Annotated in this window: 15 protein-coding genes; 5 read left to right on the forward strand and 10 right to left on the reverse strand. The window is 40.5% G+C overall.

What is annotated here, in order from left to right:
• Positions 1-38: 38 nt before the first annotated feature.
• Together M028_RS0111105 and M028_RS0111110 are read left to right on the forward strand one after the other, a co-directional pair.
• Complete coding sequence (locus M028_RS0111105) at positions 39-269, forward strand: DUF3311 domain-containing protein (RefSeq protein WP_026573976.1); 231 nt, start codon at positions 39-41, stop codon at positions 267-269.
• Positions 266-1765, forward strand: a complete 1500-nt coding sequence (locus M028_RS0111110) for a sodium:solute symporter family protein (RefSeq protein ID WP_026573977.1) — start codon at positions 266-268, stop codon at positions 1763-1765. Before M028_RS0111105 ends, M028_RS0111110 begins: the two co-directional genes overlap by 4 nt.
• A gap of 49 nt (positions 1766-1814) precedes the next feature.
• On the opposite strand, the gene M028_RS29820 is transcribed toward M028_RS0111110, so the two are convergent.
• The 8 genes from M028_RS29820 to M028_RS0111145 form a co-directional block, all read right to left on the reverse strand.
• Positions 1815-3110, reverse strand: coding sequence for an MFS transporter (locus M028_RS29820; RefSeq protein WP_051591010.1), 1296 nt, complete (start codon positions 3108-3110; stop codon positions 1815-1817).
• Between the two features lie 401 nt (positions 3111-3511).
• On the reverse strand, positions 3512-4663 hold the full coding sequence (pqqE, locus tag M028_RS0111120; protein WP_035424087.1) for a pyrroloquinoline quinone biosynthesis protein PqqE: 1152 nt from the start codon (positions 4661-4663) through the stop codon (positions 3512-3514).
• Positions 4635-4979, reverse strand: coding sequence for a pyrroloquinoline quinone biosynthesis peptide chaperone PqqD (gene pqqD, locus M028_RS29825; RefSeq protein WP_197031407.1), 345 nt, complete (start codon positions 4977-4979; stop codon positions 4635-4637). Before pqqD ends, pqqE begins: the two co-directional genes overlap by 29 nt.
• A gap of 28 nt (positions 4980-5007) precedes the next feature.
• Positions 5008-5757 (reverse strand): pyrroloquinoline-quinone synthase PqqC, encoded by a 750-nt coding sequence (gene pqqC / locus M028_RS0111130; RefSeq protein ID WP_081810726.1) that lies wholly within the window; start codon positions 5755-5757, stop codon positions 5008-5010.
• 2 nt (positions 5758-5759) lie between these two features.
• Positions 5760-6683, reverse strand: a complete 924-nt coding sequence (gene pqqB / locus M028_RS0111135) for a pyrroloquinoline quinone biosynthesis protein PqqB (RefSeq protein ID WP_026573980.1) — start codon at positions 6681-6683, stop codon at positions 5760-5762.
• Positions 6665-6919, reverse strand: coding sequence for a hypothetical protein (locus M028_RS0111140; protein ID WP_035424088.1), 255 nt, complete (start codon positions 6917-6919; stop codon positions 6665-6667). The genes pqqB and M028_RS0111140 overlap by 19 nt, the downstream gene beginning before the upstream one ends.
• A gap of 70 nt (positions 6920-6989) precedes the next feature.
• Positions 6990-7064 carry a pyrroloquinoline quinone precursor peptide PqqA gene (gene pqqA, locus M028_RS34065; protein WP_165976399.1) on the reverse strand — a complete coding sequence of 25 codons (75 nt, stop codon included), beginning with the start codon at positions 7062-7064 and terminating at the stop codon, positions 6990-6992.
• Positions 7065-7327: 263 nt separating this feature from the next.
• Entirely contained in the window at positions 7328-9304 is a 1977-nt protein-coding gene (locus M028_RS0111145) for an outer membrane protein assembly factor BamB family protein (RefSeq protein ID WP_026573982.1), read from the reverse strand.
• Positions 9305-9627: 323 nt separating this feature from the next.
• Between M028_RS0111145 and M028_RS0111150 the strand changes: the two genes are divergently transcribed.
• From M028_RS0111150 to M028_RS0111165, 3 genes are all read left to right on the forward strand, one after another.
• Positions 9628-10062 (forward strand): hypothetical protein, encoded by a 435-nt coding sequence (locus tag M028_RS0111150; protein WP_026573983.1) that lies wholly within the window; start codon positions 9628-9630, stop codon positions 10060-10062.
• A gap of 338 nt (positions 10063-10400) precedes the next feature.
• On the forward strand, positions 10401-12320 hold the full coding sequence (locus M028_RS0111160) for an outer membrane protein assembly factor BamB family protein (RefSeq protein ID WP_026573985.1): 1920 nt from the start codon (positions 10401-10403) through the stop codon (positions 12318-12320).
• A 106-nt stretch (positions 12321-12426) separates the two neighbouring features.
• Positions 12427-12894, forward strand: coding sequence for a hypothetical protein (locus M028_RS0111165; RefSeq protein WP_026573986.1), 468 nt, complete (start codon positions 12427-12429; stop codon positions 12892-12894).
• A 268-nt stretch (positions 12895-13162) separates the two neighbouring features.
• Here the strand turns inward: M028_RS0111165 and M028_RS0111170 are convergent, their stop codons facing one another.
• Together M028_RS0111170 and M028_RS0111175 are read right to left on the reverse strand one after the other, a co-directional pair.
• Positions 13163-13870 carry a hypothetical protein gene (locus tag M028_RS0111170; RefSeq protein WP_026573987.1) on the reverse strand — a complete coding sequence of 236 codons (708 nt, stop codon included), beginning with the start codon at positions 13868-13870 and terminating at the stop codon, positions 13163-13165.
• 101 nt (positions 13871-13971) lie between these two features.
• Positions 13972-14397: a hypothetical protein gene (locus tag M028_RS0111175; RefSeq protein WP_026573988.1), complete on the reverse strand. Its 426-nt coding sequence runs from the start codon at positions 14395-14397 to the stop codon at positions 13972-13974.
• Between the last annotated feature and the right edge of the window lie 290 nt (positions 14398-14687).

Here is a 14687-nt window from a genome sequence, read left to right on the forward strand (position 1 = left end):
TTGCCTCCTAAAATTGACTGATATAATCAAATCAGGAAATGAAAACGCATTCAAAGGAGGCGGCACACTTGAAAGTATTAATATTTGTTTTAGTTCTTATTCCTTTCCTCGCACAATTGGTAGCGTTGCCATTCGTGAATAACATCCACCCTATGATTCTAGGTTTTCCATTATTTCATTTTTGGCTACTCATCTGGATGATTCTTACTCCAGTGTTTACATGGGTAGTTTACAAAATTCAGAAGTCTAGGGGGGAAGTTGGAGAATGAAAGGGAATTTAACCGCTCTTATTATTACTTCTATCATTGTGTTGATTGTGATCGGTATTGGTTTTATTGCAGGGCGAAGCAAAGAATCACGCAGCTCTGTTGAAGAATGGTCTGTCGGAGGGCGTCGTTTAGGAAGCTTGTTCGTATGGTTCTTAATTGGAGCAGACGTTTATACTGCTTATACCTTTTTAGGATTAACCAGCTCTGCTTATTCTGGTGGAAGTATTGCCTTTTTTGCGACACCATATGTTGTATTAGCGTATCCACTTGCCTACTTCTTTTTGCCAAAAATTTGGAAGGTTGGTAAGGAACATAATTTTACGACACTTGCCGATTATATTAAAGGTCGATTTGACAGTAAAATATTCTCTGTTTTAATTGCCATCAATGGTGTTCTGATGTTGATTCCTTATATTGATTTACAATTAAGCGGCATCCAGGATACATTAAGAATTGCAGGTACAGGCTATATTAATATCACCTTTGTTGTGGTTGTGTCCTTTTTGCTTGTTGCATTCTATACGTTCTTTGCTGGGATTAAAGCACCAACCTATACAGCGATTATTAAAGATATTTTAGTTTGGGTTATCATGTTGTACATGGTGGTTTCCCTTCCAATGATTCATTTTGGCAGCTGGGGCAATATGATGCACACAGCAGTCGACAAAACACCACATATGCTTACTTTACCAACTTCGGGTCCGAAAGGGATGCTTTGGTTCTCCACAGCAGCACTAATCTCGGCAATGGCCTTATTTATGTGGCCGCATACCGCTACAGGTGTATTTAGTTCAAGAAGCGGTGAATCATTACGAAAAAATGCAATTGTTCTTCCTTTCTATAATATTGTTTTAATGCTTGTTACATTTTTAGGAATTACAGCCTTTTTAGTTCTTCCAAAAGGAACGGATCCACGTTTTGCTTTCTTAGAACTTATTCATCAATCCTATGGCGGTACCATGCAAGGATTGGCTTATTCTACGATTGCATTGGCATCATTAGTACCTTGTTCGATTATGGCCATTGGGGCATCCAGTTTATTTGCTAACAACATCTACCGGGATGTCATTAATCCAAAAGCATCATCATCCAGGATGACGATGGTTACTCGTTACATGGTATTTGTTGTTATTGGACTAGCCTTATTATTTGGTTTATTATTCCCGAATGCCCTTATTTCCTTACAATTAATGGGTGTTTCTGGTATTGTTCAAATTTTCCCTTCTGTCGTTTTCAGTCTATATTGGAGAAAGCTTTCAAAAGAAGCAGCTCTTACCGGTTTTATCGCAGGGATGGGCGTGATCGCCGTTCTTTATGCCACTCACCAATCATTCGGGGCTTATGAAGGATTTTGGGGGCTTATCGTTAATATTCTTTGCATTCTGATCTTAAATCCAATTTTTGCGAAACGAGCACAGGAGAGAAACAATCCTGTTATGGAAACATTGTTTGGCAAAAAGGGAACGAAATCAGTTATGGAACGGAAAATTGGATAATTCATTTTGAATAAAAAAGATGTGAAATCACTTTTGATTTCACATCTTTTTATTTAGCTGGATTCGCTTTTCCCTCAACGGGATGGGCATACGTCCTCATACGAATTTCGTATGTACTAAAGATTTTTCCATATAAATAAGCAAAGCTCAATTGTAAACCGGAAGCGATGTAAAAAGGCAAGGACAGGGAACCTAGTCCAAAAAGATAACCGGAAATATACGGTCCAACCGACATAGGCAGCCTCATGGAAAGGACATTGATGCTCGATGCAAAGCCTCGGCGCATATCTCGAGTCAAACTTACACTTAGCGCTTGCTGTGCTCCTTGTGTACCTCGGTTTAAAGCTGTTCGAATCATATACAAGATTGAGACAAGAGCATAAGATGAGAGTAAAGGCATTAAGATCAGCATTAGACTAGCTATGAAACGAATCAACACAATTGATCGGATGGTCCCATGTTTGTGGGATAATCTTGCTTGTAAAATCGAAGTCATACCCGTTACAAAAAAGGTGAGCGCCAATGTGCCGCCAATTTGTGAACTGCTTGCCCCGAATTTGGCCGCAAACCAATAGGACATCATCGGCCCTGTCAGTCCGATGGCAATCCCATTAAGGATGTTAATAGCAGCCAATTTCATGACTGCCGAATTTTCTTCGTGTAAGATCTTCTTTTCTTGATTCCTGGACTTTTCCATTATGTATCCTTGTTGTCTCTTAACCTTCTCTTCTCGAATGGTTAAAATGATAGAAGCCGTAATCAGCGATAGAATGAAGATAAAGATAAATAAAATCCGATAAGAAGATTCTCCTGGCAGGATATTTTTCCATAAAGCTGTGGTCCCCGCCAGCGCCGCACCCGCCGTCATTCCGAAAAAGCTGAGCGCATTATTTAGACTGTATAATCTTCCACGCTCCGTTTTTGGTATAAATGCTGCCAGCCAGGCCTGCTCCGCTGGGGCACACGGACTTGGGGAACCGGCATCCGCTTTTCCAAAGCCAGAAAAGGTGATTGCCATAAATAGCAAGATAGTGTTTGTAGATAATACCCCAATCAACGCACATCCGGCAGTTATTAGTTCAGAAACAAGGATAAACGGTTTTCTTCCCCATCGATCACTATAGATACCTATGACTGGGGCTAGTCCAACACCAAGTAACCCTCCGGCAGCAAGTACACTTCCAATTGCCGTGGTACCCCATCCCAGCGCATCAAGATATAAAGCCAGTTCAACCACCATCATGCCTTGTCCGATGCTTCTTAATGCGTTAACTAGCATAAGTTTTCTTGCTGACGGATGGATTTGCCCGAATGCCGTATCCATTTGATTATTAAACTTAAACATCACTCTTACCACTTCTTTTCTATTGGGGTGGTTCTACTCAAAAGGGTTCCAAAACATATTGTTATTTATTCACAAGCAGGAATATACTGCGACATCGTATAATAATTGGATTATTAGAAACATCTTTTTTAGTAAATTTCCATTTTTCCACCCAAAATCACTAATATTTTTAGTGTAAAATTACACTTTCTACATGAGATTTAGGATTTATTTGCGAATCTTTGCCATTTATTTGCGAATTACTGAGTTTTATTTGCGAATTCAAGCAATTTATTTGCGAATCGAGGTCTTTTATTTGTAAATCAAAATAAGCACCACCTTCTAGTAATTTTGTTTCTCGTAAACAAAAAAAGTGCCAAAGGTTATGTATCAGCCCCCTTTAGCACCAACTTTACATTTATTTATTTTTGTATTTGTCTCTTTGATAGAGGATTATCTATAAGATGTCTCCGATAGATTATTGGTGATGACTTTATGAAAGTTTTACTATTAGCCTCCTGTATAGCTTTTTCAATCAGCTCATGTTTCGGCGCCCACTGGCAGACTGGATCGGTCGTATTAGCGTCTCCGGTTAAAGCAAAAGCCTGGCACCGGCAGCCGCCTCCGTCTTGGTGCCGCAAATCACATGAACGACAAGGTTCCGGCATCCATGCTTCACCGCGGAAATGGTTAAAGGCCCCTGATTTATACCATATTTGCCCTAGGGACGACTCTCGAACATTCTCAAAGGATAAGCTTTCTATCATTCCGGCAGTTGGACAAGGAAGAACATCCCCATTCGGCGCCACCGTAAGACCAATCGCACCCCATCCTCCCATACAAGGCTTCGGTGCGGAAGCGTAATAATCTGGAATAACCCAAATGACTTCCATTTTCCTATCAAGACGTGCTTTAGCAGCTTCATAGATTTCACTGGCACGCTCAATCTGATCCCAGCTCGGCATCAGCCTCTCCCGATTTAGCAAAGCCCAGTTATAATACTGAGTATTCGCTAGCTCCAGACGCTCAGCTCCCATTTCCTCCGCAAGCTTAATAATTTCATTCAAATGATCAAGATTCATCTTGTGTAACACAACATTTAATGATAAATGCAACTCTGCTTCTTTTATCGAAATGGCCGCTTCCTTTTTCCTCTCAAAGGCTTTATATCCACCAATGAAGTCCGAAAGCTTCGCTTCCCCTGCCTGGAAGCTTACCTGCACATTTTCAATTCCAGCATCTTTGAGCCGAGAGGCTTTTTCAGATGTCAAACCTATTCCGCTTGTAATGAGATTCGTGTACATCTCCAATGAATTTGCATGTTGGATCAAGGTCTCCAAGTCATTACGTAGGAGTGGTTCACCACCAGAAAAGTGAACCTCTACCACTCCTAAATCGGCAGCCTCTGACAAGACCCGGCACCAGTCTTGGGTCGTAAGCTCCATGGTCTCCGCGGCCATTTTTAATGGATTTGAACAATAGGGGCAATGCAACGGACAGCGATGGGTCAACTCCGCGAGAAGTGAAAACGGCGGCCCAACCCCATTATTGTTCTTGGTAATCGACTGTTCCATGTTTATGGATCACCACCCATCCTTGATCCTCCATTTCCCGAAGAAACTCGGAAATGTCTTCTTTCATCTCATTTAAATCGGGTAAAGCATCTGTACTCATTTTATCTGTTCCTGCCTGTAATGAACTCCTTAAAGCCTCAGCGATGGTGTGCACCGATCGACTCCCGTCACATAGCGTAAGGATCGATGCCGCAGTTTCGTTTAGGACCACAACCCTTTCCGGTAACAAGAGGAGTTGCTTCCCTCTCACTTTATCAAACTTTAATCGCGCCTTTGTGGCGAGTTTTGGCATGCTGCTAGTTAAAATTGGCTCCACCACCAATCTTTTAATCTAAAAATATCGGTCACCCATTAGAGGGATATGCCTTTTCAATAGCATCAAGCTGTGCCCACAACACATCACACTTGAATTTCAAGGCCTCGACTGCACGCTTTTGCTCTTCAGGAGATTGACAATAAGTCAAAACAAGCTTAAGTGCGCAATCTGAATCGCGAGGGGCTTGCGTTAAGCGATTTTGAAAATACTCAAAACCTTTACTGTCAATCCATGGATACAAACGATCAAGTATCTTCATCCGCTTCGAAATGAGATCAGGTGAAAACAATTCAGTTAACGAGGAGGCAACCGCTTCAATCCAAGGTTTTGTCCTTGCGAAGTTCACATAGGCGTCGACGGCGAAACGTACGCCCGGTACAACATGGTCTTCACGCTCTACTTCCTCCCTGGACAACCCTACAGCTTCTCCAAGTCGAAGCCATGCTTCAATTCCGCCATCTTCTCCATCTGTACCATCATGATCAATAATTCGCTGAATCCATTCACGTCTTAACTCCCTTGACGGCAGTATCGACAGAATCGCTGCATCTTTTATTGGCACTGATTTCTGATAATAATATCGGTTAGCCACCCAGCCGCGGATTTGTTCCCGGCTCAATTTTCCCTGATGCATTGCCAAATGAAAAGGATGTTTGTCATGATAAAAAGAACGCCCAACATCCTTTAAACGCTCTGTAAATTCATCCTTTGTCCAAGGTGAAACGCCTTTTTTATACAGAATTTTTTTCTGGCTAATAAGTCCACCTTGTTCCGGCATCCTCACACCTCCACTTCCATTCCGTCATAGGCAATCTCAAAACCAAGTCGCTCCAATGTATGTCTTTCCTCGGAGTCCTTCCTCAAAATAGGGTTGCTGTTGTTAATGTGGATCAGAATTTTTCGTTCGGCTGGGAATGATGCTAACCTTTCCGCGATCCCCTCCAAACCACTAATGGGTAAATGTCCCATGCTTCTTGCGTCGCGTTTAGTCGCCCCCATCTTGACCAATTCTTCTTCTGACCAAAAGGTGCCGTCGACCATCAAGATATCAGCCTTACGCAGGCAAGCCTCTATATCTGGAGTGATATCTACTAATGTAGGGAAATAAGCAAGACATTTGCCGGAACTTTGATTATGAAGAACCAACCCAACTTCCCAAAGGTCATCCTGGGTATCATCCTCCATGTTCGACTGGGCATAAAGCGGCGGTTTTCTTGAAACAGGGACCGTCTCAACTTTAATTATTCCTTCCTCTATTTCTCCTACCTGTTTCTCAATATCAGGGTTTAGTGACTGCCATTCCCATAAGCAATAGTTTTTTAACATTGGGAACACCGGAAAAGCAGACTGCAAACACTTTCTAACAATCTCAGTTCCGTAAATGGTCAAAAAAGAGCCCTCTCGCAGTGACAATAGCCCAATTGTATGATCGAGTTCAGCATCTGTTAAAATTACACCAGCGAGAGAGGTCTCTCTTATTCCAGGACCCGGATGCAGCGCAGAGAATGATTCAATCTGTCTGTGAACATCCGGGCCTGCATTGATAAGGTACCAATCCTTTTCATTTGCACTTACTGCAAGCGAGGATTGTAATAATGGTTGAAAGGCATTGTTCCCTTCACGAACACTGCGGCAGTTTGGACAAGCACAGTTCCACTGCGGAAATCCCCCTCCTGCCGCTGTTCCTAAGACTCTAATTCTAATTTGCCTTCAGTCCCTTCGTTTGCGATTTGAGCATCTTTATTACCCATTTCCTTTCGTTTCCCCAATAACCTCCCAACTTGCCACCCAATCGCGATATTGGTCAGACCCATTAACGGAAATAAAATATAGTCCCCCACCGGGTCAGGAAGCAAGAGGTCAACAATCAGCCACCCGCCGGCTGTCGCACATCCAATCATCGCACCAATCAATGATAGTAGGTAACGGCTCTTTCTCATTTGCATAACCTCCGTTGATTTTTTATAGACCGTTAATGAGAAATACAAAAAGAGGCAAGCAGTGTTTATGCTACTTGCCAGTGTAGATATACATGGTCACTTCAGAAGCGGTATTAATTACTTTATATTCAGGCTTCACCCACATGTTATTCCCTCCTTTTCGTGAATTTCCAATGTTTATCAGCCTTCAAGGAATTTCAAATTTTCCCTGTCACCATCATCTTATGTCAGCTGATATCTCAAAATAACTAGAATTTCGACTTATAGTTGTCCGAAAGTTTTAGGGAATTTTACAATAGATAGCAAAAAGGGACAAGAACCTATTGAACAATAACAAAAAAACCTGAGTCCATTTTAAAACGGACTCAGGTCTTTGCGTTGTTTTTTACCTATAGAGTTCTAAGGTTATTACTTTTTATTGGCCAGCCATTTTGCTAACACTTTTGCTTGGTCTGCATCAACAAGGCCTCCAGGCATTCTTCCGCCTCCGTTAATGATTTGTTTTTCGATTTCCTGTTCAGACATCGATGAGCCAACATGCTTTAGACTAGGGCCGGCTCCTCCTTCAAGATTTTGACCATGGCAGGATATACAGCTCTTATTGTAAATGGCTTCAGCATTCATACTAGCCGGCTGCTTTTTAGGTTTTTCTTTATTTCCGTGGCTTCCATGATTCGCATCATCATTTTTCCCTGAACCTTGCGGACTCTTTTCAGGTGTGGCTGACAGTTTTCCGCCAAGACCAAAGGCAACAACCTTCGTTCCGGTTACATAAACTACAAATTGTTTCCCGTTTTCCACGTAAATCGACGGAGCCATCATAATCTGTGCTCCACCACTTTTCGCATTCCATAAAACTTTTCCGGTTTTAACATCCATTGCGCTGACGGTTCCGTCCAACTCCCCGTAGAAAGCAAGGCCAGATGCTGTACTTGTGAAACCTCCACGCATCGGTTGTTTTGTCTTGTTCTGATAAACCTTTTTACCAGTATTCACATCAATAGCAGTGATCGTGCCGGATATCTCAGCACCTTTCGGGGTTATTACAACAGAAGTCCCCGGGAATAATCCATTTTTTTGTTCTAATTCTTTTTCGTCTTTCGCTGCCACCCCGATGGACGGTGCATTAATACCCGGAATTAGGACATAATTAGTTGTTGGATCATAGGTTTCAGGGGCGTAGTTTTGCCCGCCTTCCACCCCAGGCCATTGAGGCTTCGCTGTCTTCTCATCCGTTGTCAGCGGTGAATGCTGGATTTTGACAAATGGAACGCCATCATAGATGGTATCACCTGTTTTCGCATCCCAAGCAAACCACTTTCCGTTTTTACCGCCATGTACAACTACTTTCTTTTTATTACCGCCAACGGTAGCATTGAGAACCATTGGAGTCGCTGCAGCATCATAATCCCACTCGTCATTTTCGACTTCTGATTTTGCCCAAATAAATTTTCCTGTTTTACTATCAAGAGCAACCACCGAATCCGTATAAGGATTTTTACCCGGGCGAATCTTTTTGAAAAAGTCAGGTGCAGGATTCCCTACGCCAAAATACATCATATCAGTATCCGGATCAAATGACATCGGGTTCCAGACAGCGCCGCCCCCGATAAATTTCCCCTTTACCCAGCCTTTCCCTTGCTCAGGAACCGTCCAGAAAGGCTGATCCCAGGCTGGACTTAAATCGCTTGCTTTAAAGGCCATAACAAAACCGCGAATTCCATTATCACCGCCGCTGCTTCCAACATAGACATTGCCTTTATAGTACATAGGGGCGGATGTTTCATAATAACGGTTTTCAAGTGTAACCCCTTTCATGTTCTTCGTATCCCAGAAATTAATCATTTTGACTAATTTTCCTGTTTTGGCATCAAGCTTGGCTAATCGATTATCTGCAATAAGTACAAAAACATTTCCTTCTGCTACCGCTACACCACGGCTTGCGACAACCTCTAAAAGGCTGAGATCCGCTTTATTAAGATGATCTTGAACCTCTTTAGGAGGTTGCCAGTCCCAAATCTTTTTTCCATTTGAAGCATTGATAGCAAACACTCGGTTAAAGGAAGTCGTTACATACATCACCCCATCTTTAACAACAGGATAGTCCTCAGAGGCATTTTGGACTTTTGTACCCCATGTTGCTAAATCTGATTGCCAGACAATACCTAAATCCTTTACATTGTCTTTTGTTATTTTTGTATAGGGGACATTCCGGGTTTGTTGATAGTTATATCCCCAAATTGGAAATCCGGTATCTTTTTTAGCTTCTGTAGTTTGTTTTTCGGTCGTTTTCTGCTTATTTTCATTTTTCGTCTGACACCCCGCAACTAACATTAATCCTAAAAAAGCTACGCTGATTGATTTTACATAGCGCTTCAACTTCAAAAAAAGACCTCCTATGCTATAATTTCTCGGGTGGTCAAATCATTCCCCTAATTGCCTCATTAATTAGGATGTTTCCAAGTTTCCCCTATTAAGAAGATACTTATATTAATTAGACCCGCCACTTTTTCTATATTGAGTAAAACCTGGCTTAATTATGCAAAAAAGGGGGGGCAGAATCTACCTAAAAATTAGAGAGGTCTTGTATCCCTTTTTCGGTATTATCGATTAAGAATATTTACTAAAAATGGAGACAATCTATAAATAAGGATATTCATCTTTTTATCCTTAAAAATTAAGAAGTTAAATAATTAGGAGGGTGATTTATGAGGGCTTTTTCAAAGTTTGTAAAAACTGGATTTGTCTTATTTCTATCTATAGGTTTTTTATTGGTTTCTTCTCAAAGTACTCTGGCTGCAGAAATTGGTTCTGCAGAACATAACGGAATCAAACTGACGATTAATAACTACACCATAAAGAACTATGGCCAAGAGATGGTGGTGTATTATACGATTCAATCAAAGTCAGGACAATTGATGGATGGGAAAAGCCTTATGAATAGACCGGATTTTACGATTGGAAATAAGTTTGTTCAAGGAAATGATGCCTGGCATAAAAAAGTAAGCAATCAACAATATCAAGGTGCAGTAACGGTGCAATTGCCACAATATATCCCTGCTACATCGAATGTATCCTTTAATACAGACAGCATTTCGAGTCAAAAAGGGCAATGGACGATCAATTTTGAAATTAAAAAGTAATGAATAAACATTTATTACATAAAGAAAGACTACTTCCATGATTTTTAGGAAGTAGTCTTTTTCAATTAAGGGTTTTGTGGAAAAAAATTTTAAATGGGTAAGAACGTGTACATCTTTTCAATCCACTTACTCTTTTTTATCAAGGATGACAATATAAACCCTTTCCAACAAATGGGGAAGTTAATTTACCACGATTTGTATAATTTAGGAATACTGTGGGGCACCATATCCTTGTTCTTATTAAAATTAGATCCTCTAGAAGGAGGGAACCAACTGGAACATCTCATGTTCAGTGATTCACTACATATTAAGCTTTCACAGTGTGAGGAGGTATTTTCGTGAAACGTTTTTTAAAGGCAACAGGTTCGGTTTTGTTGGCCAGTATCGTCATGGTCGGCTGTCAATCGAATAATAACAAGAACAACGCAAATAACAAGGAAGAAACCAATCAGGCAAAACAGGTAAAGGAGACAGGATTCCCCAATTGGGGTTATGACCTTCAACATACCCGTCATGTGCCCTATAAAGAGATTACAAAAGATAATGTAAAAAAGTTAGGGATTGTCTGGCAGCAGGATATCCTAGAATGGAATAAGGATGTTCCGAATTTACAAGAGGATTTCCCTGTCGTACAAAATGGGGTCATGTATGTAACGAGTGCAAAAAACCATGTGTTTGCAATTGATGCTGCAAGCGGAAAGAAACTTTGGGCATGGACACCTCCCAAGGAGGTAATGGACCATCTTAATAGTTTGCCATGGCAATCCAACGTGGCAAGCAGAGGTGTCGCGGTGGCCAATGGAAAAGTATATGTCTTGATGATTGACAATCGGCTGGCCAAACTTGATGCCAAAACCGGAAAACTGGAAAAAATGGTCAACTTCTGGGATCATGTTCCCTCGATTAAATTAGAAAACCGATACTATGAATCTTCGGCTCCAATGTATTATGACGGCAACATTTATGTTGGAAGCAGCGGCGGTGATAATGGCACTCGAGGCTTCGTTTGGGCATTTAAAGCAGATAGCCTCGAACCGCTCTGGAAAGAACCATTTTGGACCGTTCCTGAAAGAGGAACAGGCTGGGCGAAGGGGAAATATACGGGTGGAGGTTCCGTATGGACACCGATGTCGTTCGATCCAGATACCGATATGATGTATTTTGCAGTAGGAAATCCAGCCCCTGACTTTTACGATGAGGATCGAAAAGGAAAAAATCCATATACGGATTCCATCGTTGCCCTGGATAGTAAAACCGGGAAATTTAAGTGGGCTTCTTCCGAAGTTGATCACGATGTATGGGATTATGACGCTGCCGCGACACCAATGGTTCTCAATGCCAAGGTCGGCGGGAAAAAGCAGAAGATTATAGTGGAAGGCGGAAAGAACGGGAAATGGTATGCATGGGATGCCAAAACTGGAAAAACCATTTATGATGGTGTACCGTTTGTCAAAATTCAGCACTCAGCACTACCAACCGATGAGAGTAAAGTTAAACTTCAATGGCCGGGTACGCCAGGTGGCGAGAGTTATGCTCCAGAGACGTATGATCCCGATACTAACTATGTGCTGATTCCAGGTATTAATTACCCGAATTTAATGTTAGCACCAAAAGATGCGAAAGAGATTGCGAAAGATAACAACACCTTCCCTGGTACGAAAATCCTTCCTTTACCACATGACGTTGATACTTCTGGTACTATTACTGCTATCGACGTTAATACAGGTAAAAAGGTTTATCAACTCAAAACGGATGATCCGATGTATGGCGGATTCACAAGTACTGCTACGGGCCTTGCTTTTTACGGTGAATTGGACGGAACGGTGAATGCTCTCGATATTAAAAAAGGAAAAGTATTGTGGAGCATGGAAAGTGGAGGAAAACAAATCAAAATGGCGCCTTCCATTTATACCGTTGACGGCAAACAATATGTCGCGATGATTACTGGTGGAACGAGGGTTGTGGTCTATGGCCTCGGCGGTAAGGAAAAGGCTGCAGCTCCTAATAAAAATGCCAAATTACAAGGGCAAGCCGATGTCGTTATCGATCCGGAAAAGGTTTACAAAAAAAGTTGTGTTTCTTGTCATGGAGATAATCTTCAGGGCGCCACAGCTCCAAATCTTCAACACATCGGTAAATCGATGTCCAAAGAAGACATATTGAATCAAATTTTAAACGGCGGCGACCGCATGCCGGCAGGCCTTGCTAAAGGTGCAGAGGCTGAAGCACTAGCAGAATGGCTATCTAAAAAGAAATAATGTGTTTTCTAAGAAGCAGTCCGAGTCCGATTCCTTCATTCGGACTCAGATTGTTTCAGGAAAAAAAGCGGTGAACCTATATACGAAATAAAAGGATGGTGGTAAAATGAGGAACCTCTCGAAATATACTGTGCGTTTCAGTAGTTTCGCCTTATTCATTTGCTTGCTCATCAGCTTCGTCTTCCCTGCTTTGACCAGTGCCGAATCCCAAAATCAGGGCTTAGGTTCTGCTGAAGATAACGGAATCAAGCTAACAATCGATGGCTATACTATTGTAAACCACGGTCAAAACATTAGGCTGAATTATACGATTCATACAAATTCGGATGTTCAAGTTGATCCAAATACCAGAAGCCTGATGGAAAGTCCGCATATTTGGATTGAACACACATTAGTTCGTGAAACCTCCGATACGTTTAAAAAGGTAGGGAGAAACGAATATAAAGGAACAATCGAAGCACAACTACAGCATTACAGACCTGAAAGTCCTCATATGACATTTGATACTCATGGGATTTTCAATCAAAAGGGCGATTGGACAATTAGATTTGTCCTTAATAATGCTGAATTCTAATAAAAAACATCCCGTATCATCCTTTAAAATGGTACGGGATTTGATTTTTTTGACAGGCTTTTTAATTGAGAACAAGACAATATTGATCAAACCGATTCATGCAGAAAGTGACAAACATTGAGGTACAAACTGCTAATTTAGTCGATATCTAATCAGAATTTGTAGATATTTCCCGGGAAGTTGTAGAAATTTGAAAAATAGTTTTTAGATTGCTTGCAAGTTATATCGCCCAGCGATACGAAACAAAAAAAAGCCTTAGATAGGCATCTTATTTTCGGAATATGGAGAAAAATCCCCCCCACTTTTCTTTAGGCTTTTGTATCGCTTGTTCTAAACGTTTATTAAAATCATTTTGTGAACTCCATTCTCTTTTCTGTTCGTCCCGCAAATTTTGTATTTCTTTTTGTAAGAATTCACTTTTTTGTATTTCTTGTTGTAGCAATGTTTCGTAATGGTTCTTTTGTTGTTCAGTTAATTTTTCAATTTTAGCATGAGTTTTTTGCGCTGAATTTCCAATAGTAGAACTAATAACATGATGATCTTGCTGGAGCCGGGAAACCGTTAGTTTAAGTTGAGACATATCGTTTGTCAGTTGGCCATTCATTTCACGCGCGGCCGCCAATTCATTTACTAAAAACATTAAAATCTCTTTTAATTGATTTGGGTCTTCGGGTAGATGTTCATATGTATCGGATATGGAAATCTCTGTTTCACTGGAACCTTCTAATCTTTCCTTTTGTTGATTAGCAAGGTCTTTAGCTGTATCGTCCAAGGGCTTGTCCGTATCACGTAACGCTATAAGTGCTCCTATGTCAGATTGAACAAATATACGCCGATCACCATCTTTTAAAAACTCATATCCATTCCGCTCTAAGATTTGGCCATACTTTCGGACAGTGGGTGTAGCAATCCCCACTTCTTCTGCCACTTCTTTAGAAGAGAAAGCTCGTTCATTAGGTTGTATATCGCGTCGCATATCGTATCTCCTTTTCTATTAAATGTGAAGGTTTTTAGATTTATTTTCAAGTGTTATATCGCCAAACGATACGAAATGGTAGAACTGTCTCTTTAATCTATTCAGTTTTTTAACAGAAGTTTATTCAATTCACGTACTTGATCATATGCTTTCAATAAATATTCAGGTACCAGTGTTCTTCCATATTCCCAAGCATTCTCTTCGATTTCTGCTAAAAACTGTTCCTTTTCTTTCTCTTCACCATAAATGAGAGTCTTTAACACTCGTGTATTTTTCCTAAACTCTAAATAATAACCAAGCTGAAGATAAAGAATAAGTTTCACAAAGTTTTCATCTGTTTCTTTAATCTTAAAGTTAAGCTTACCGTTATATCCGTTAATTTGCAGGTAGTTAAACTTTATCGTATTTGTCGCTACGTTATAACTCATCGGTGCAGTGAGTTTATTGCTGGATTCAACATTTATATTAAATTTGAGCTCTTGTAATGTACTTTTAATGATCTTCTCAATATTCCACATATAAAGCATTTTTCTTCACCTTCCCAAAAACATTTATAAGAAAACCTTATCTAGCATCATTTTATTATATCTTTACCAAAAAGTTGTTTTAATCTAAATTGAAACATTCTATCTTTATTAGTAATTTAAGCCGCTGTCTTTTCCTAAATAAAATATAAATTGTCACATTGAGGTCGTTTTAACATTAATATACGCTGCATAATGTGACAAGAGTCATTTATCACAATTTGTTATTGAATTAAACTGCACCGCTGAACGGGGAAAGGATCTATTTTTTTAAAAATGATTTCTTAAAATTC

The organism is Bacillus sp. UNC438CL73TsuS30, assembly GCF_000482325.1.
Taxonomy (GTDB): Bacteria; Bacillota; Bacilli; order Bacillales; family Cytobacillaceae; genus Neobacillus.